The sequence below is a fragment of the Pseudomonas sp. UM16 genome, from assembly GCF_050312595.1.
Taxonomy (GTDB): domain Bacteria; phylum Pseudomonadota; class Gammaproteobacteria; order Pseudomonadales; family Pseudomonadaceae; genus Aquipseudomonas.
On sequence record NZ_JBNPJT010000018.1, the window covers coordinates 73,273 to 91,471 of the forward strand.

The window sequence follows — 18,199 nt, forward strand, 5'->3', positions numbered from 1 at the left end:
GTGATTACTCCTTCGCCTCGTTGCGGCCGAGGTGGAAAGCCGTCACCGCTGCAGCGAGCAGCAGCATCGAGGCCAGTTCCACCACCAGCAGGTAAGGACCATACAGGCTGATGCCGACCGCTTTGGCGTCGACCGTGGTGTGGCCGATGCCAGCGCCGCTGTCATTGGCGAACAGCACATACAGCAATTCAAGCAGCAGCAGCGCGGCGAGGACCACAGGGCCCAGCCAGATGCCTGGCTTGAGCCAGCCACGCTCCTGGGCGACCGAAGCCGGCCCGAGGTTGAGCATCATCACCACGAAGACGAACAGCACCATGATGGCGCCAGCGTAGGCGATCACTTCCAGGACACCGGCGAACGGAGCGCCGAGGGCGAAGAAGGTCATCGCCACGGAGATCAGCGAAATGATCAGGTAGAGCAGGGCGTGCACGGGGTTGGTGTTGGTGATCACCCGAAGGGTGGACACCACAGCGACACCGGATGCGAAATAGAAAGCGAATTCCATCTTTCTTCCTTAAGGGAGCAAGCTCTTCACGTTGATCGGCTCGGCTTCGTTCTGCGCGGCGCCTTTCGGCTTGCCGGCAATAGCCATACCTGCAACACGGTAGAAGTTGTAGTCAGGGTACTTGCCGGGGCCGGAGATCAGCAGATCTTCTTTCTCGTACACCAGATCCTGACGTTTGAACTCGGCCATTTCGAAATCCGGCGTCAGCTGGATCGCGGTGGTCGGGCAGGCTTCCTCGCAGAGGCCGCAGAAAATGCAACGGGAGAAGTTGATGCGGAAAAACTCCGGGTACCAACGGCCGTCTTCTGTTTCGGCTTTCTGCAGCGAGATACAACCGACCGGGCAGGCCACGGCACACAGGTTGCACGCTACACAGCGCTCTTCGCCATCCGGGTCACGGGTCAGGACAATGCGGCCACGGTAGCGTGGCGGCAGGTAGACCGGTTCTTCGGGGTACTGCAGGGTGTCACGTTTGCGAAAACCGTGAGAGAACACCATCACCAGGCTGCGCAGCTGGGTGCCAGTGCCCTTAACGATGTCGCCAATATATTTGAACATGGGTCAAATCCTCACTGGGCCGCAACAGCTGGCGTGTTGAGCAACACGAGCGCAGCGGTCACCAGCAAATTGATCAGGGTCAGCGGCAGGCAGAACTTCCAGCCGAAGTCCATCACCTGGTCATAGCGCGGGCGCGGGATCGAGGCACGCAGCAGGATGAACAGCATGATGAAGAACGCGGTCTTCAGGGCGAACCACAGGAACGGCACTTGCGGCAAGATGCCGAACGGCCCGTGCCAGCCACCGAAGAACAGGGTTACCAGCAGCGCCGAGACCAGGATGATGCCGATGTACTCACCGACGAAGAACATGCCCCACTTCATACCGGCATATTCAATGTGGTAACCGTCGGCCAGTTCCTGTTCCGCTTCCGGCTGGTCGAACGGGTGACGGTGAGTCACGGCGACACCAGCGATGAAGAAGGTGCAGAAGCCGAAGAACTGCGGAATGATGAACCACAGGTTCTGGGCCTGGTAGTCAACGATATCGCGCATGTTGAACGAACCGACCTGGGCAACGATACCCATCAGCGCCAGGCCCATGAACACTTCGTACGACACGGTCTGGGCCGAGGCCCGCAGGCTGCCGAGCAGGGCGTACTTGTTGTTCGACGACCAACCGGCGAACAGCACGGCATACACCGACAGACCGGCCATGGCGAAGAAGAACAACAGGCCGATGTTCAAGTCCGCGACACCCCAGGTCGGGGTGATCGGGATAATGGCGAAGGCGATCAGCAAGGCACTCATGGCCACGACCGGCGCCAGGGTGAAGATCATTTTGTCGACGAAGGGCGGGTTCCAGTCTTCCTTGAAGAACATCTTCAGCATGTCGGCGGCGATCTGGAACATACCGAACGGACCGACGCGGTTCGGACCGTAACGGTCCTGCCACCAGCCCAGCAGGCGCCGCTCGACAAAGCTGAGCAGCGCACCGCAGACCACCACGGCCAGCAGGACCACGACAGCCTTGATGACGGCGATGATCACATCGATCACTTCAGGGGTGAACCAGGTCATTGTGCTGCCTCCTGCAGGCCTTCGACAGCTGCACCGAAGATGGCGGGTGGAATACCGGCCAGGCCTTTGGGCAGGGCAACCAGGCCTGCGCCCAGTTCTTCATTGATACGCAAAGGCAGACGCAGGGTCTGACCCGCTACGTTGACGTTGAGCATCGCACCGTCATTGACACCCAGGCGATCGGCTTCGGACTTGGCCAGGCCAACGTAGGCCTGTGGGATGCGCTCTTGTACCGGTGCGGCGCGCGAGGAGTTCTCTTCGCTACCGAACAGGTGGTAGAACGGCACAACCTGCCAGGTGCCACGGGCCGGGGAGAAGGCCGCTGGGATGCTGGCGAACCAGTTCAGCTTGTCGCCCTCGGTTTCGATCAGGCGGGTGCCTGGGTCGCCTGCGCGCAGGTGACCACCGACCTCGTCCTGGAATTTGTTCCAGGCCTGTGGCGAGTTCCAGCCCGGAGACCAGGCAAACGGTACTTGCGAACGCGGTTCGGCCGAGCCCGAGTAACCTTCCATGGAGAAGGCAAAGGCGCTGTCTTTGTCTTGCGGGGTGCGTGGCTCATGAACGCTGATATTGGCGCGCATGGCGGTACGACCGGAGTAACGCAGCGGCTCACGCGCAAGCTTCATGCCCTTGATACGGAACGAAGCGGACGGTGCGGCGTTGACGATGCCCGACAGCTGTGGCGCAGCATTGGCGCAAGCGTTGGTGACGTGGTCCAGTTGGGTCCAGTCCACCGGCTTGTTGAGCAGGGTCGCACGCAGGGCGTGCATCCAGCGCCAGCCTTCGTGAACCAGGATGCTGCTGTCCAGATAGGTCGGATCGAACACCTGGAAGAAGCGCTGGGCGCGGCCTTCCTGGCTGACCAGAGTACCGTCGCCTTCGGCGAAAGTCGCCGCTGGCAGAACCAGGTGAGCGCGCTCGACGGTCGGGGTTTTCTGGTGATCGGCGACGATCACGACCTTGGCCGCCGCGAGGGCTGCGTCGACCTTGGCCGCAGGCACACGGCTGTACAGATCGTTTTCGAGGACGACGATAGCGTCGGCCTTGCCGGAAATCACCGCATCCAGGGCGGCGTCGATCGACTCGCCACCGAGCATGGCCATACCCAGGCTGTTGGCTTCAGGCACTACCAGGCTCAGCGAACCGTTCTTCTCGCGCAGCTTGAGGGCTTTAGCGATGTTGGCAGCCGCTTCGATCAGCGCGCTGGACGCCAGCGAAGTACCGGCAACTACCAATGGACGGTTGGCGGCAACCAGGGCATCGGCGATGCGCTTGGCCAGGGCCAGGGCTTCGGTATCCAGGCCTTCGACAGCGGGCGCGCTCGGGTCGATAGCGTGGGCCACGGCGAAACCGATACGGGCCAGGTCGTCCGGTGCGGCGTGTACGCATTCTTCGGCGACGTCATCGAGCTTGGTTTCGGCCAGGCTGGCGATGAACAGCGGGTACATGGCGTGTTGGCCGATGTTCTTCACCGCGGCGTCAAGCCATGGCTGTACACGCATGGCATCGGCCATGGCTTCAGCCTTGCCCTTGACCGACTGGCGCAGGGCCAGGGCGACGCGGGCAGCGGTTTGGGTCAGGTCTTCACCCAGCACGAATACCGCGTCATGGTCTTCCATGTCACGCAGGGTCGGTACTGGCAGCGGGCTGTCGTTCAGCACTTGCAGGGCCAGGCGTACACGGGCCAGTTCACCGGCTTCCATACCCGAATAGAAGTGCTCTGCACCGACCAGCTCGCGCAAACCGTAGTTGCTTTCCAGGCTGGCGCGTGGCGAACCGATACCGACGATGTTGCGACCGCGCAGCATGTCGGCAGCTTTATCCAGCGCCGCATCCAGGCTCAGCTTGCTGCCGTCGGCGAGCAGAGGCTGACGAGGACGGTCTTCGCGGTTGACGTAGCCATAGCCAAAACGGCCACGGTCACAGAGGAAGTATTGGTTGACCGAGCCGTTGAAGCGGTTTTCGATCCGGCGCAGTTCGCCGTAACGCTCACCCGGGCTGATGTTGCAACCGCTGGAGCAGCCATGGCAGATGCTCGGAGCGAACTGCATGTCCCATTTACGGTTGTAACGCTCGGAGTGGGTCTTGTCGGTGAACACACCGGTCGGGCAGACCTCGGTGAGGTTGCCGGAGAACTCGCTCTCGAGGGTGCCGTCTTCAACGCGACCGAAGTAGACGTTGTCGTGGGCACCGAATACGCCCAGGTCAGTACCGCCGGCGTAGTCCTTGTAGTAACGCACGCAACGGTAACAGGCGATGCAGCGGTTCATCTCGTGAGCGATGAACGGGCCGAGTTCCTGGTTCTGGTGGGTACGTTTGGTGAAGCGGTAGCGGCGCTCGTTGTGGCCGGTCATTACCGTCATGTCTTGCAGGTGGCAGTGACCGCCTTCTTCGCAGACCGGGCAGTCGTGCGGGTGGTTGGTCATCAGCCATTCGACGACGCTGGCACGGAAAACCTTGGCTTCTTCGTCTTCGATGGAAATCCAGCTGCCATCGGTGGCAGGGGTCATGCAGGACATGACGATACGACCGCGGGTGTCGTTTTCGTCGGTGTACTGTTTGACCGCACACTGGCGGCAGGCACCGACGCTACCGAGCGCCGGGTGCCAGCAGAAATAGGGGATGTCGAGGCCGAGCGACAGACACGCCTGTAACAGGTTGTCTGCGCCGTTGACTTCGAGCTCTTTGCCGTCTACGTGGATAGTGGCCATGGTTCAAAGTTCTTCGTTGGCCCGCGTCTGCGGGCGTGGCTAATGGAAATCTGTGTGCCTGCAGCCCGCTACAGGTGTCCCCGGGCGAGCTGGCAAGCAGCGGACGGCACGGACCGTCCGCATTTTTATTCGCTATGCGCCGACGACGATCGGCTTCGCCAGGTCCGGGCGCAGGGCAGCAGTTGCAGGTGCAACCGAAGCGATGCCAGCCTCGAACTCTGGGCGGAAGTACTTGATCGCGCTGCCCAGCGGCTCTACCGCACCCGGTGCATGCGCACAGAAAGTCTTGCCTGGGCCGAGGAAACCGACCAGACCCAGCAGGGTCTCGATGTCGCCCTGCTGGCCCTGGCCTTTCTCGAGGGCGCGCAGGAGCTTGACGCTCCACGGCAGGCCGTCGCGGCACGGGGTGCAGAAGCCACAGGATTCACGGGCAAAGAACTCTTCCATGTTGCGCAGCAGCGAGACCATGTTGACGCTGTCGTCAACGGCCATGGCCAGGCCAGTACCCATACGGGTGCCGACCTTGGCGATGCCACCGGCGTACATTTGCGCGTCCAGGTGCTCGGGCAGGAGGAAACCGGTACCGGCGCCGCCAGGCTGCCAGCACTTGAGCTTGAAGCCATCGCGCATGCCACCGGCGTAGTCTTCAAACAGCTCGCGGGCGCTGACGCCGAAGGGCAGTTCCCACAGGCCAGGGTTCTTGACCTTGCCGGAGAAGCCCATGAGCTTGGTACCGTGGTCTTCAGAACCTTCGCGGGCCAGCGACTTGTACCAGTCGATGCCGTTGCCGACGATTGCCGGCACGTTGCACAGGGTCTCGACGTTGTTCACGCATGTTGGCTTGCCCCAGACGCCAACGGCGGCAGGGAAGGGCGGCTTGGAGCGCGGGTTGGCGCGGCGACCTTCGAGGGAGTTGATCAGTGCGGTTTCTTCACCGCAGATGTAGCGACCGGCACCGGTGTGGACGAACAGCTCGAAGTCGAAACCGCTGCCGAGGATGTTTTTGCCCAGCAGGCCTGCCGCTTTGGCTTCCTCGACCGCTCGGTTGAGGTTGCGCGCTGCGGTGGTGTATTCGCCACGCAGGAAGATATAGCCGCGGTAGGCCTTCAGGGCACGGGCGCTGATCAGCATACCTTCGATCAGCAGATGGGGCTGTTGCTCCATCAGCATGCGGTCTTTCCAGGTGTTGGGCTCCATTTCATCCGCGTTGCACAGCAGGTAGCGGATGTTCATGGATTCGTCTTTGGGCATCAGGCCCCATTTGACGCCTGTTGGGAAGCCAGCACCGCCACGGCCTTTGAGGCCGGAGTCTTTTACGGTCTGAACGATATCGTCCTGGGACATCTGCGCCAGGGCCTTGCGGGCGGCGGTGTAGCCGTCCTTGGCCTGGTACTCGTCAAGCCAGAGCGGCTCGCCGTCGTCACGCAGTCGCCAGGTCAGCGGATGGGTCTCGGCGCTGCGGGCAATGCGGTTGGCTGGACCGAAGGAAGTGATGGTCATACATAACCCTCAAGCAGCTTGGAGACGCCAGCAGGCTGGACATCGCCAAAGGTGTCGTCGTCGATCATCAGTGCCGGGGCCTTGTCGCAGTTACCCAGGCAGCATACCGGCAGCAGGGTGAAGCGCCCGTCCGCAGTGGTCTGGCCCAGGCCAATGCCCAACTCGCTCTGGATCTGGCTGACCACGGACTCGTGGCCGCCGATGTAGCAGACCATGCTGTCGCAGACGCGGATGATGTGCCGGCCAACCGGCTGACGGAAGATCTGACTATAGAAGGTGGCCACACCTTCAACGTCGCTGGCAGGGATGCCAAGCACTTCGCCGATGGCATAGATGGCGCCATCCGGCACCCAGCCGCGCTCCTTCTGAACGATCTTCAGGGCTTCGATAGACGCCGCACGCGGGTCCTCGTAGTGATGCATCTCGTGCTCGATGGCCGAGCGCTCGGTTTCACTCAGGGCGAAACGGTCGGTTTGGATAAGCGTGTTGTTCATGCTTAGCGGTCCACGTCAGCCATAACGAAGTCGATACTGCCCAGGTACGCAATGAGGTCCGCGACCATGCTGCCGCGGATCACCGAAGGGATCTGCTGCAGGTGCGGGTAGCTCGGGGTACGAATCCGGGTGCGGTAGCTCATGGTGCCGCCGTCGCTCGTCAGGTAGTAACTGTTGATGCCCTTGGTCGCCTCGATCATCTGAAAGGACTCGTTGGCCGGCATGACCGGGCCCCACGACACTTGCAGGAAGTGAGTGATCAGGGTTTCGATGTGCTGCAGGGTGCGCTCTTTCGGTGGCGGCGTGGTCAGCGGGTGATCCGCCTTGTACGGGCCTTCCGGCATGTTGCGCAGGCACTGGTCGATGATGCGGATACTCTGGCGCATCTCTTCGACACGGACCATGCAGCGATCGTAGGCATCGCCGTTGTGGGCCAGCGGTACTTCGAACTCGAAGTTCTCGTAGCCGGAGTAAGGGCGGGCTTTGCGCAGGTCGAAGTCCAGACCGGTGGAACGCAGGCCAGCACCGGTGACGCCCCATTCCAGGGCCTCTTTGGTGTTGTACTGGGCAACGCCGATGGTCCGGCCTTTGAGGATGCTGTTCTGCAGGGCGGCTTTGGTGTATTCGTCGAGGCGCTTTGGCAGCCATTCAACGAAGTCTTTCACCAGTTTGTCCCAGCCACGTGGCAGGTCGTGGGCGACACCACCGATGCGGTACCAGGCCGGGTGCAGACGGAAACCGGTAATGGCCTCGATCACGGTGTAGGCACGCTGGCGGTCGGTGAAGGTGAAGAACACCGGAGTCATGGCGCCGACGTCCTGGATGTAAGTACCCAGGAACAGCAGGTGGCTGGTGATGCGGAAGAACTCGGCGAGCATGATACGAATCACGTCGACTTTCTGCGGCACCTGGATGCCGGCCAGCTTCTCGACCGCGAGCACGTACGGCAGGTTGTTCATTACCCCGCCGAGGTAGTCGATACGGTCGGTGTAAGGAATGAAGCTGTGCCAGGACTGACGCTCGGCCATCTTCTCGGCACCACGGTGGTGGTAACCGATGTCTGGCACACAGTCGACGATTTCTTCGCCGTCCAGCTGCAGGACGATACGGAAGGCACCGTGGGCCGAAGGGTGGTTCGGGCCAAGGTTGAGGAACATGTAGTCCTCGTTGGCGCCAGAACGCTTCATGCCCCAGGCTTCCGGGTTGAAGCGTGCGGCTTCTTCCTCAAGCTGCTGCTTGGCCAGGGTCAGGCTGTACGGATCGAATTCGGTGGCGCGTGCCGGGTAGTCCTTGCGCAGCGGGTGACCTTCCCAGGTCGGCGGCATCATGATCCGCGTCAGGTGCGGGTGGCCGGCAAAGTCGATGCCGAACATGTCCCAGACTTCGCGCTCGTACCAGTTGGCGTTCGGCCAGATACCGGTCACGGTCGGCAGGTTCAGGTCGCCTTCGCTCAAGGCCACCTTGATCATCACGTCGCTGTTCCGTTCCACCGAGAGCAGGTGGTAGAACACGCTGAAGTCAGCACCTGGCAGGCCGCGGCGCTGGGTGCGCAGACGTTCGTCCACACCGTGCAGGTCATAGAGCATGCTGTACGGTTTGGCGACGTTGCGCAGGAAGGTCAGAACATCTTTGAGTTTGGCACGGGTAACCCAAAGCACCGGCATGCCGGTGCGGGTTTCCTGGGCGACGAACGCCTCGGGGCCAAATTTGTTGTTCAGTTCGACAACCACATCCTGGTCGTCAGCCTTGTAAGGCGGGATATAAATAGCGGTGTCCGCTGTCATGGTCTCGGTCGCTTTCGGTCAACGTAGAGAATGAAGCCAGGCTGCCTGTCGCGCACGCGCAGGCAACTGATAGCTGGATCAGACTTCGTCGGGGCTGCGCAGGTTGGTGACCTGGATGCGCTGTTCACGGCGTTGCTCTTTCTGCGACGGCATCTCGGCACGGTAAATGCCTTGATCGCCGACAACCCAGGAAAGAGGACGACGCTCCTGGCCAATCGACTCCTGCAACAGCATCAAGCCTTGCAGGAAGGCTTCAGGGCGAGGCGGGCAACCAGGGACATAGACATCCACGGGGAGGAACTTGTCGACCCCCTGAACGACCGAGTAAATGTCGTACATGCCGCCGGAGTTGGCACACGAACCCATGGAAATAACCCACTTGGGTTCGAGCATCTGCTCGTACAGGCGTTGAATGATCGGCGCCATCTTGATGAAGCAGGTGCCGGCGATAACCATGAAGTCGGCCTGACGCGGCGATGCCCGGATAACTTCGGCGCCGAAGCGGGCGATGTCGTGGGGCGCCGTGAAGGCCGTGGTCATTTCCACATAGCAGCAGGAGAGGCCGAAGTTGTACGGCCACAGGGAGTTCTTACGTCCCCAGTTGACCGCGCCACTGAGCACATCTTCAAGCTTGCCCATGAAGATGTTCTTGTGGACCTGGTCCTCTAGCAGCGAATCGGAGACGGTTTCCCGCTCTCCGATTGGATATTGCTCGTTGGGAGCATCCGGGTCGATTCTGGTGAGATTGTATTGCATTGCCAAAGCCTCATTGTTTCAGCTTCGCTTGCCGCTTACGACGAGCTTCCGGAGCCCAGTCAAGGGCGCCCACTCGGAATAGGTAGACAAGGCCTGCCAACAGAATTGCTATGAAAACGAGAGCTTCGACGAATCCGGTCCAGCCGCTTTCGCGGACGGACACAGACCAGGCAAAGAGAAAGAGGGCTTCGATATCGAAGATCACGAACAACATCGCGACCAGATAGAATTTGGCTGACAAGCGCAAGCGGGCGCCGCCAGTAGGCAGCATGCCGGACTCGAAGGGTTCGTTCTTGCTACGGCCCCAGGCCTTGCTACCGAGCAGGGCGGACAGGCCGAGCATGAAGGCACAGAGGCCGACGACACCCAAAAGGAAAATGGCAAAGCCCCAGTTGTGGGCGATGAGTCCTGTCGAATCGGGCATGCTGAAAATCCTTATACAGAGACCAGTCTCTGCGGTTTGGAAAGTAGTGGAGCAGTGACGATATGTCGCAGCGCAATCTATCGTGCTGATTTTATGGGTAAACCCGGTGCAAGTAAAATTTCTGCAGCAAATTTATTCGTAGGATTAAGAACAAAAATCTTTCGTAACTCGCTGCAGGCCGCATGGGGCGGGCATTGTCTCGGGTTTTGTTAATTATGTTTCTTGCAAAACGTAATGAAGCAGTAATTTCGTAATGATAATTAATATCATTTAACGGAGTGCGATTCGTCCTACTGTTAGGGTCAACTACAAAGTTGGTCGGCATACGCATCACCTGTAAGTTTGCACACCTTGTGTTTTAACTGAATTTATTCGGGTGTGCCGCGCTCTGGATCAAGGTTTTTGCCGGGCGGTTGGTATACACCGAAGCGGCAATCGCCCACTGGCCTAGCCAATAGGCAAGGATGATCAGGTAAGGGGCTGCCTGGAAATGCCCGACAAAGCGGTCGATACCGATCAGGCTGTCGGAAAACACGAACGCGATGGCGCCCAGCGCGGCAATCCCGCCACAGGCCAGGGCGCGCCAGAGCATGGCGCTGATGGCCAGGGCGTACACCGTTACCGGGATCAGCAGCTCACCGAGGCCATGGCTGATCAGCAAGGCCAGCAATGCCGCGCCAACCATCAGCGAAATGGCCAGGGCCCAGATCGCCGGTTGTCGCGTTTCGCTTACATAGCCGCGCAGGTAGGCCAGGTGGGCACAGAGGAAGGCCGCCAAGCCAAACACGAACAGATCACCCGGTACTGCCAAAAGGATATCGCCCAGCAGTGAAAAGCCCAGGCCGATCATGATCCAGCGCCGGTAGTGGGAGGGTTCGGCGGCGCAGAGCCAGGCGATCAGGGCCAGTACCGGGATTGGCTTTACTGCAAGGCCGAGCAGCGGATTTGCGCTAGCGAGGGCATATATATAGAAGGCTGCGCCCAGTAGCGCCAGGCAGAGCAGAGTAACGGGGCGGAGCATGGCCAATCCTTGGTGTTGTTGTGCGCCTAGCATAGCCAATGGGGAGTTATAAAAAAGTGCCGAATCGGCCGAATCGAGGGGCAAGCCTGCTGCCACGGGTGTTGTGACGAATGCGGCTTGCCCCGCGATAGTTTTGGTAAATCAAAACCCGAACTGCATCAATAAGAGCGCAATGGTCACGCCAATAGGCGGACTACGTAGAGCCCGTTTTTCGGGTCCTCTGGTAAGCGAATGTTGGCCGCAACCAACAGCTTGCCGTCGTGTTGGCAGGCCAATTCGCTAGCCAATCCGGCGGGGCCAGGTAGCGTTGCCCAGCCGTCCTCGCCATAGGTGTTGTCTGCAGTGCCGTTGGCGTTGAGGCGGACTGTCTTGAAGTAAGCTCGATCCTCTTCATCCAGATAGTCGAGGGATAAGTAGAGTTTCTCCTCTTTTTCTGGGAGTTGCCAGATTCCGAGGCCAGTAGGGCTTGCCATGTGGCCCTCTGGTTTATTCAGAATCAATGGTAGCCCGTCGTTGAACTGGTTGTTGAGCTGCCCGGCTGAGGTGAAGCTTGCCAAGGCGGTGCCCTCGTTTACGAAGTTGATGTCTGTGGCGCACAGCAATGTGAAGTGAGCACCTGAAGCGCTGGCCTTGAGTTGCTTGGGGAGTAACGTATGGCCTTTGGTGGTAATTCGAAGGTAGCCGTTCTCTGCAAAACCGGTGTCGACATTGCCGTCCTGATCCAGGCGCAGTACGTAGGTATGGTCCTGATAATCATCTGTGGGCAGTGGAGCCACTGCAGCGATCAGCTTGCCGTTGCTCGGTGCGAGCCCTCCGAGTAAGCCCTCTTGCTCTGAGTGCCGGGCTTTCCAGTAACCCGTTTGGTTGAAGCGCAGTTGCAATTCGCCATTGAGATTAATGGCCACAATGTGATCTCGAGACGAGAAATACAGGGTGTCACCCTCGATGTGCGCCTGTTGTGGTGCATTGCTGGCGAGGCCTGTCTTGCGTGAATTTATGTCTGTGGCTGCAGGAGTGGGCCGAGGTGAGCGTCCATCAATCATGTTGTAGACCCTGTAAGGTCTGCCATGTTCACCAAAGCCAGTGTCTGGGCGGCCGTCGGCATGCAGGCGTAAGACAAAGGGGTGGTATTGGTCAGGACCAACGTTGTAATCCCCGAGAAGGAAAATACGCTGGCTTTCATCGACGGTGATGGCAGTAAGGAATACCCGCAGCGCGCCTTCATAGGTCACTTTGCTGATACCTTTTGCTCCAAAATTTTGGTCCAGGCTTCCATCCGGATTCAGGCGCAGGATGGTGATCTCTAGCTCACGCCTAGGGGCTGAGGTGATCAGAATCTGTTGGCTCGAACTTACCACCGCAATTGGGCCTAGGTGGTCGTACTCCTCATGGGAGAATCGGCCTTGATTGGCAAAGCTTGGGTCCAGTTGTCCGGGAGCTGTTGGATGCGACATGAGGCCTCTCCTGTTTGAATTCCAGGCAGGGTCGCATGCAGGTGATAAGGGCGAAACTGGTAAAAATGATAGGTGCCTTCGTTGTGACCAGCGCCTATCGTAAGTGCAAAAAAAGCCGGAGCCTCTGGGGCTCCGGCTTTTACTACGTGCTAATGGATCAGTGGAACTGCTCTTCTTCGGTCGAGCCGGTCAGTGCGGTTACCGAAGACTTGCCACCCTGGATCACGGTGGTCATGTCGTCGAAGTAGCCGGTGCCAACTTCTTGCTGGTGGGCAACGAAGGTGTAGCCTTTTGAAGCGTCAGCGAACTCTTGTTCCTGCAGTTTCACGTAGGCGGTCATGTCGTTGCGGGCGTAGTCGTGCGCCAGGTTGAACATGCCGTGCCACATGTTGTGGATACCAGCCAGGGTGATGAACTGGTGCTTGTAGCCCATGGCCGACAGTTCGCGCTGGAACTTGGCGATGGTCGCGTCGTCCAGGTTCTTCTTCCAGTTGAAAGAAGGCGAGCAGTTGTAGGACAGGATCTGGTCCGGGTATTCCTTCTTGATCGCTTCGGCGAAGCGGCGGGCTTCGTCCAGGTCCGGCTTGGCGGTTTCGCACCAGATCAGGTCGGCGTAAGGGGCGTAGGCCAGGCCGCGGGCAATCGCTTGGTCGAGGCCAGCACGTACCTTGTAGAAACCTTCCTGGGTACGCTCGCCAATCACGAACGGCTGGTCGTATGGGTCGCAGTCGCTGGTCAGCAGGTCAGCGGCGTTGGCATCGGTACGGGCCAGGATGATGGTCGGTACGCCGGCAACGTCAGCGGCCAGACGGGCAGCGCTGAGCTTCTGTACGGCTTCCTGGGTTGGTACCAGGACCTTGCCGCCCATGTGGCCGCATTTTTTCACCGAGGCCAGTTGGTCTTCGAAGTGAACGCCGGCTGCGCCTGCTTCGATCATGTTCTTCATCAGTTCGTAGGCGTTCAGTACGCCGCCGAAACCGGCTTCAGCGTCTGCCACGATGGGTGCGAAGTAGTCGATGTAGCCGTCGTCGCCTGGGTTCTTGCCAGCTTTCCACTGAATCTGGTCGGCGCGACGGAACGAGTTGTTGATGCGCTTAACCACGGTTGGAACCGAATCCACCGGGTACAGCGACTGGTCTGGGTACATGGACTCAGCCGAGTTGTTGTCGGCGGCCACTTGCCAGCCGGACAGGTAGATCGCCTGGATACCGGCTTTAACCTGTTGCACGGCCTGGCCGCCGGTCAGGGCGCCCATGCAGTTGACGAAATCTTTTTCCGGGCGGAAGGCTGGGTGTGCACCCTGAGTGACCAGCTTCCACAGCTTCTCGGCACCCATGCGGGCCAGGGTGTGCTCAGGCTGGACCGAGCCACGCAGACGTACGACATCGGCGGCGGTGTAGGTACGGGTCACGCCTTTCCAGCGCGGGTTCTCGGCCCAGTCTTTTTCGAGGGCTGCAATTTGCTGTTCGCGTGTCAGTGCCATGGAAATAAACCTCGTCGCATCGGTCTTGGGTAAAAAATCTCGCTCACACAGCGCAGATCAGAAGCCTGGCGTAAGTCATGTTCAGCGAACGTTGCGACGGTCGAACGATGGGGCTCGAAGGGGGAAGTGAGCAGGCGTTGGCGAGATCTTCGCTGCAGGGTGGCTCGTGGTTGCCGAGCTGCAGTGAACAGTGCTGCCGGGTGCCTCATGATGCGCTTCCGTCCCTCGGGACAACTTCGTTCCAGTCGCAATCTCGTCAAACTGCCTTGTGGGCTGTACAGACACGAGTCGGCTCAGGTGGGTAGGTTAGAGCGCGGCTCGAAGGCCCTTGCCAGGGCCTCTGATTAGCGGGAGCGGGGCCATCATGCCTCGACGGTTTGAGGTCGTCAAATGTTTTGTAGTGCTTTTTTCATTCCACTACATCTTTGGTCTAATACGACTCCTCGGTCAGTTTCGAGGCCGTTGGTCGAGGCCTTGATTTGTCTGGGTTCAGTCCAAAGCGTCGACTTTTACCCGTAAAGTCATGTTGTCACCGCGCTGAGTGCTGTAGGAGAGGGCTGAAGCACTGCGATCGGCCTGGCTCTGCTGATTGACACCGGCCACGGTGATCCACTCGCCGAGCTTGCCGCTGACTTTTGTGTCGGTGCTTTGCACCTTCACTACATCGGGACGTTCCTGGCTCATCCGGTCATTGTTGGTGCTGATGTTGAGAGTCACGTTGTCGCCATTGACGTTGGCGGTGACGTAGAAACCTTGGGTGACATTGCGGTATTCAGTGTCGCTCTGCAGGCGGCCGAAGCCATCGGTGCTGGTGCTGGTAATCGGAATACTCTGACCAACCTGAATCAGCGCCGGGCTACCTTCGCTGGCCTGCACTTGCTGCATTCCTCCTTCGCGGTTGGCGGTGCCGTAGCGAATCACACGAGCGTTACCGCGGTTGTCCTGGAAGTTGCTGTCATTGTTGTCGACGCTGATCATCAGGCGCCGTGGGGCGGTGTCCAGTTGTTGCAGCAGGGTACGCAGGTCGTCGATCCGCCCGGGGTCGGCATTGACGATAAGCTTGTTCTCGAAGGCGCTCACGGTGCCGTTCTTGCCGAGAAAGGATTGCGCGGTGGGAAGCAGTTCGGCGCTGGTGCGGTGGTTCAGCGGCAGGACTTCAGTGGCGGCCAGCGCATTCAGGCTAAACGTCAGAAGCAGGGGGGCGAGTAAGGGGCGTAGCGGCATGTCCATGATCTCCGCGGGTGGAGTGGACATGATGGCAAATTTGCAGGGGTTTTGCTGCTCGCATTGCAGGTGTAGGAGCCGGCCTTGCCGGCGATCAATTGCGACGCGATCGCCGGCGAGGCCGGCTCCTACAGTGCTTTGTTTCTTCAGGCCAGTTCGCGCGACTCGCGAACCATGTCCACGTGCGGAATACCCGCTTCAAGAAACTCTTCGCTGACCACTTTGAAACCGAGGCGCTCATAGAACGGAGTAGCTTGCACCTGGGCGCTGAGCATCTGCTGCTTGAGGTCGCGATTCTGCGCTTCAACGATGACGGCCTGCATCAGCGCATCGCCAACTTTCAGGCCGCGCCAGTCTTTGAGCACCGACACTCGGCCGATCTGACCGTCGCCCAGAAGGCGGGCGGTGCCAATGGCGTAATCGCCTTCCATGGCGAGAAAATGCACGGCGCTATCGTCATCGGCATCCCACTCAAGTTCCGGCGGTACGCATTGTTCGGCGATGAATACGGCTTCACGAATGCGGCGGATGTCGGCGTTGTCTTTGTGCCAGTCGGCGAGGCGAACGCGGATTTTATTCATTGGCAAACCCCAAGCTTCCTTGTTTGACCAGTTCGCAGATCAATGTAAGGCCTTGATCACTTTCAAGCCACTGTTCAAGGTTCTCGATATGTAACGCATCGGCGGCGCAGATCAGCTTCAGCAGCTCGCGCAGGTCGCCCGGCAACAGGCGGCTCTGGCCGCTGGCGAACAGCAGCAGGTTGTCGTCGACTTCCGACCAGGCCAGGCGAGCACTTGGGTTGCGAATCAGGATCGCGCCCTGGGTCAGGCTTTCGATCAGCTCGGCTTCGTCCAGCGCTTCGCCGCTGACCATTTCCGGGTAACGTGGCTCGGTCATGAACTGGCCGAACCAAGTCAGCAGCAGGCGTTCGTCGCCCATATGCTCGGTCAACAGGCTCTTCAGGCGGCCCAGGGCGTCGTGCTGGATCTGGTGCGGATCGCTGACCGGCTGGGCATCGGCGTCGCTGTAACGTTCTTCGTCCGGCAGGAACTGGCTGAGAAAATCGGTGAAGTGGGTCAGTACTTCAGCGGCGCTTGGCGCGCGGAAGCCCACCGAGTAGGTCAGGCAGTTGTCTTCGGCAATGCCGTAGTGGGCCAGGCGTGGCGGCAGGTAGAGCATGTCGCCCGGTTCCAGGGTCCACTCTTCGCTCTGCTCGAACTCGGCCAGGATGCGCAGGTCGGCATGATCGAGCAGCGGGCTGTCGCTGTCGCACATCTGGCCGATCTTCCAGTTGCGCTTGCCTTCGCCTTGCAGCAGGAATACGTCGTAGTTGTCGAAGTGTGGACCGACGCTGCCGCCAGGAGCGGCAAAGCTGATCATCACGTCGTCGATGCGCCAGCTTGGCAGGAAGCGGAAGTGCTCCAGCAGCTCATGGACCTCTGGCACGAACTGGTCGACTGCTTGCACCAGCAAGGTCCAGTCACGTTCAGGCAGGGTGCTGAAGGTATCTTCTTCGAATGGGCCGCGGCGCAGCTCCCAAGGACGCTCGCCGTGCTCGATCACCAAGCGCGATTCGACTTCTTCTTCCAGGGCCAGGCCGGCCAGCTCGTCGGCGTCGATCGGGCTTTCGAAGTCGGTAAAGGCCTGGCGTACCAGCAGAGGTTTCTTCTGCCAGTAGTCGCGCATGAATTCACGGGCTGTAAGGCCGCCCAGCAGCTGCAGTGGAGTATCAGGATTCATGTGTAACCTATTGAAAAAAAGTAATTTTCTTTCGCTAATAAAAACGCCCGGCTGAGCCGGGCGTTTTCGCGCAGGGCGCAGATCAGATGCGTTTGGCTTGCGCCGCGGCGTTACCGATGTAGGAAGCTGGGGTCAGCTTTTTCAGTTCATCGCGTGCTTCGGCTGGCATGTCCAGGCCATCGATGAAGGTCAGCAGCGCTTCTGGGCTGATGCCTTTACCACGGGTCAGCTCTTTGAGCTTCTCGTAGGGGTTCTCGATGTCATAGCGACGCATGACCGTCTGGATCGGCTCGGCCAGGACTTCCCAGCAGGCATTTAGGTCTTCGGCGATGCGCGCTTCGTTGATTTCCAGCTTGCTGATGCCCTTGAGGCTCGCCTCGTAGGCGATCACGCTGTGGGCGAAACCGACGCCCAGGTTGCGCAGCACGGTGGAGTCGGTCAAGTCACGCTGCCAGCGCGAGATCGGCAGCTTGCTGGCCAGGTGCTGGAACAGTGCGTTGGCAATACCCAGGTTGCCTTCGGAGTTCTCGAAGTCGATCGGGTTGACCTTGTGCGGCATGGTCGAGGAGCCGATTTCGCCCGCAATGGTGCGCTGCTTGAAGTAGCCGAGGGAGATATAACCCCAGATATCGCGATCGAAGTCGATCAGGATGGTGTTGAAGCGGGCAATCGCGTCGAACAGCTCGGCGATGTAGTCGTGCGGCTCGATCTGCGTGGTGTACGGGTTGAACACCAGGCCCAGTTCGTCTTCGATGAAGGCGCGGGCGTTGGCTTCCCAGTCGATCTGCGGGTAGGCCGACAGGTGGGCGTTGTAGTTGCCCACGGCGCCGTTGATCTTGCCCAGCAGTGGCACGGCGGCAACCTGAGCGATCTGGCGCTCGAGGCGGTAGACGACGTTGGCCAGCTCTTTGCCAAGGGTGGTCGGCGAAGCCGGTTGACCGTGGGTGCGCGACAGCATCGGCACGTCGGCGAAGCGGTGGGCCAGCTCGCGGATGGCCTGAGCGATCTGGCGCATCAGTGGCAGCAGCACGCTGTCACGGCCTTCGCGCAGCATCAGGGCGTGGGACAGGTTGTTGATGTCTTCACTGGTGCAGGCGAAGTGAATGAACTCGCTGACCTTGGCCAGCTCTGGAAGCTTGGCGGCCTGCTCCTTGAGCAGGTACTCAATAGCCTTGACGTCGTGGTTGGTGGTGCGCTCGATTTCTTTCACGCGTTCGGCGTGCTCGAGAGCAAACTCATCGGCCAGGCCATTGAGCAATGCATTGGCTTGGGCAGAAAACGCTGGAACTTCAGCGATTTGCGGATGAGCGGCGAGGCGTTGCAACCAGCGCACCTCAACCAGGGCGCGGAAACGGATCAGGCCGTATTCGCTGAAAATAGGGCGCAGGGCCTGGGTTTTGCCGGCGTAACGGCCGTCAACAGGGGAAACCGCAGTGAGCGAGGAAAGCTGCATGGGGTGTTCTCGGACAGTCAGGCTTTGAAGAGGGCGCATATCATACATGAAAAATGCGCGCGGGTCGGGGGGC

Annotated in this window: 16 protein-coding genes; all 16 read right to left on the minus strand. The window is 59.9% G+C overall.

The genetic code is table 11. The annotated features are described in order from the left end of the window. Nucleotides 1–4 precede the first annotated feature (4 nt). Entirely contained in the window at nucleotides 5–505 is a 501-nt protein-coding gene (gene nuoJ, locus ACQRAX_RS20645) for an NADH-quinone oxidoreductase subunit J (RefSeq protein ID WP_412039590.1), read from the minus strand. 9 nt (nucleotides 506–514) lie between these two features. Further along, nucleotides 515–1,063, minus strand: coding sequence for an NADH-quinone oxidoreductase subunit NuoI (nuoI, locus tag ACQRAX_RS20650; protein WP_412039589.1), 549 nt, complete (start codon nucleotides 1,061–1,063; stop codon nucleotides 515–517). 11 nt (nucleotides 1,064–1,074) lie between these two features. Continuing rightward, on the minus strand, nucleotides 1,075–2,082 hold the full coding sequence (gene nuoH / locus ACQRAX_RS20655; RefSeq protein ID WP_412039588.1) for an NADH-quinone oxidoreductase subunit NuoH: 1,008 nt from the start codon (nucleotides 2,080–2,082) through the stop codon (nucleotides 1,075–1,077). After that, nucleotides 2,079–4,793 carry an NADH-quinone oxidoreductase subunit NuoG gene (nuoG, locus tag ACQRAX_RS20660; protein WP_412039587.1) on the minus strand — a complete coding sequence of 905 codons (2,715 nt, stop codon included), beginning with the start codon at nucleotides 4,791–4,793 and terminating at the stop codon, nucleotides 2,079–2,081. The genes nuoH and nuoG overlap by 4 nt, the downstream gene beginning before the upstream one ends. 132 nt (nucleotides 4,794–4,925) lie before the next feature. Further along, the gene (gene nuoF / locus ACQRAX_RS20665; protein ID WP_412039586.1) at nucleotides 4,926–6,293 is read right to left on the minus strand and encodes an NADH-quinone oxidoreductase subunit NuoF; all 1,368 of its coding nucleotides are present in this window, start codon (nucleotides 6,291–6,293) and stop codon (nucleotides 4,926–4,928) included. Continuing rightward, nucleotides 6,290–6,787, minus strand: a complete 498-nt coding sequence (nuoE, locus tag ACQRAX_RS20670) for an NADH-quinone oxidoreductase subunit NuoE (RefSeq protein ID WP_045188416.1) — start codon at nucleotides 6,785–6,787, stop codon at nucleotides 6,290–6,292. The genes nuoF and nuoE overlap by 4 nt, the downstream gene beginning before the upstream one ends. Before the next feature lie 2 nt (nucleotides 6,788–6,789). Further along, complete coding sequence (nuoC, locus tag ACQRAX_RS20675) at nucleotides 6,790–8,571, minus strand: NADH-quinone oxidoreductase subunit C/D (protein WP_045188414.1); 1,782 nt, start codon at nucleotides 8,569–8,571, stop codon at nucleotides 6,790–6,792. Between the two features lie 78 nt (nucleotides 8,572–8,649). Further along, a complete protein-coding gene (locus tag ACQRAX_RS20680) occupies nucleotides 8,650–9,327 on the minus strand; it encodes an NADH-quinone oxidoreductase subunit B (RefSeq protein ID WP_010220398.1) in 678 nt (225 codons plus the stop codon). A gap of 10 nt (nucleotides 9,328–9,337) precedes the next feature. Further along, nucleotides 9,338–9,751 (minus strand): NADH-quinone oxidoreductase subunit A, encoded by a 414-nt coding sequence (locus tag ACQRAX_RS20685; RefSeq protein WP_028944238.1) that lies wholly within the window; start codon nucleotides 9,749–9,751, stop codon nucleotides 9,338–9,340. A gap of 358 nt (nucleotides 9,752–10,109) precedes the next feature. Next, nucleotides 10,110–10,772 (minus strand): lysoplasmalogenase, encoded by a 663-nt coding sequence (locus ACQRAX_RS20690; protein ID WP_412039585.1) that lies wholly within the window; start codon nucleotides 10,770–10,772, stop codon nucleotides 10,110–10,112. 176 nt (nucleotides 10,773–10,948) lie between these two features. Further along, complete coding sequence (locus tag ACQRAX_RS20695; RefSeq protein WP_412039584.1) at nucleotides 10,949–12,226, minus strand: hypothetical protein; 1,278 nt, start codon at nucleotides 12,224–12,226, stop codon at nucleotides 10,949–10,951. Between the two features lie 157 nt (nucleotides 12,227–12,383). Then, nucleotides 12,384–13,709, minus strand: a complete 1,326-nt coding sequence (aceA, locus tag ACQRAX_RS20700; protein WP_045188397.1) for an isocitrate lyase — start codon at nucleotides 13,707–13,709, stop codon at nucleotides 12,384–12,386. Nucleotides 13,710–14,198: 489 nt separating this feature from the next. Continuing rightward, entirely contained in the window at nucleotides 14,199–14,963 is a 765-nt protein-coding gene (locus tag ACQRAX_RS20705) for a secretin N-terminal domain-containing protein (RefSeq protein WP_412039583.1), read from the minus strand. 116 nt (nucleotides 14,964–15,079) lie between these two features. Further along, the gene (locus ACQRAX_RS20710) at nucleotides 15,080–15,514 is read right to left on the minus strand and encodes a GNAT family N-acetyltransferase (protein WP_203481529.1); all 435 of its coding nucleotides are present in this window, start codon (nucleotides 15,512–15,514) and stop codon (nucleotides 15,080–15,082) included. Continuing rightward, on the minus strand, nucleotides 15,507–16,673 hold the full coding sequence (locus ACQRAX_RS20715; RefSeq protein WP_412039582.1) for a JmjC domain-containing protein: 1,167 nt from the start codon (nucleotides 16,671–16,673) through the stop codon (nucleotides 15,507–15,509). Before ACQRAX_RS20715 ends, ACQRAX_RS20710 begins: the two co-directional genes overlap by 8 nt. A gap of 82 nt (nucleotides 16,674–16,755) precedes the next feature. Next, nucleotides 16,756–18,126, minus strand: coding sequence for an adenylosuccinate lyase (gene purB, locus ACQRAX_RS20720; RefSeq protein ID WP_412039581.1), 1,371 nt, complete (start codon nucleotides 18,124–18,126; stop codon nucleotides 16,756–16,758). Nucleotides 18,127–18,199: the final 73 nt, after the last annotated feature.

Excerpts from the sequence above, each read along its gene's own strand:
- nuoG (WP_412039587.1), bottom strand. The coding sequence starts at position 4,793 with ATGGCCACTATCCACGTAGACGGCAAAGAGCTCGAAGTCAACGGCGCA.
- ACQRAX_RS20705 (WP_412039583.1), bottom strand. The coding sequence starts at position 14,963 with ATGTCCACTCCACCCGCGGAGATCATGGACATGCCGCTACGCCCCTTA.
- ACQRAX_RS20685 (WP_028944238.1), bottom strand. The coding sequence starts at position 9,751 with ATGCCCGATTCGACAGGACTCATCGCCCACAACTGGGGCTTTGCCATT.
- ACQRAX_RS20680 (WP_010220398.1), bottom strand. The coding sequence starts at position 9,327 with ATGCAATACAATCTCACCAGAATCGACCCGGATGCTCCCAACGAGCAA.
- aceA (WP_045188397.1), bottom strand. The coding sequence starts at position 13,709 with ATGGCACTGACACGCGAACAGCAAATTGCAGCCCTCGAAAAAGACTGG.
- nuoI (WP_412039589.1), bottom strand. The coding sequence starts at position 1,063 with ATGTTCAAATATATTGGCGACATCGTTAAGGGCACTGGCACCCAGCTG.
- ACQRAX_RS20695 (WP_412039584.1), bottom strand. The coding sequence starts at position 12,226 with ATGTCGCATCCAACAGCTCCCGGACAACTGGACCCAAGCTTTGCCAAT.
- nuoF (WP_412039586.1), bottom strand. The coding sequence starts at position 6,293 with ATGACCATCACTTCCTTCGGTCCAGCCAACCGCATTGCCCGCAGCGCC.
- nuoE (WP_045188416.1), bottom strand. The coding sequence starts at position 6,787 with ATGAACAACACGCTTATCCAAACCGACCGTTTCGCCCTGAGTGAAACC.
- ACQRAX_RS20690 (WP_412039585.1), bottom strand. The coding sequence starts at position 10,772 with ATGCTCCGCCCCGTTACTCTGCTCTGCCTGGCGCTACTGGGCGCAGCC.
- nuoC (WP_045188414.1), bottom strand. The coding sequence starts at position 8,571 with ATGACAGCGGACACCGCTATTTATATCCCGCCTTACAAGGCTGACGAC.
- nuoH (WP_412039588.1), bottom strand. The coding sequence starts at position 2,082 with ATGACCTGGTTCACCCCTGAAGTGATCGATGTGATCATCGCCGTCATC.
- ACQRAX_RS20715 (WP_412039582.1), bottom strand. The coding sequence starts at position 16,673 with ATGAATCCTGATACTCCACTGCAGCTGCTGGGCGGCCTTACAGCCCGT.
- ACQRAX_RS20710 (WP_203481529.1), bottom strand. The coding sequence starts at position 15,514 with ATGAATAAAATCCGCGTTCGCCTCGCCGACTGGCACAAAGACAACGCC.
- purB (WP_412039581.1), bottom strand. The coding sequence starts at position 18,126 with ATGCAGCTTTCCTCGCTCACTGCGGTTTCCCCTGTTGACGGCCGTTAC.
- nuoJ (WP_412039590.1), bottom strand. The coding sequence starts at position 505 with ATGGAATTCGCTTTCTATTTCGCATCCGGTGTCGCTGTGGTGTCCACC.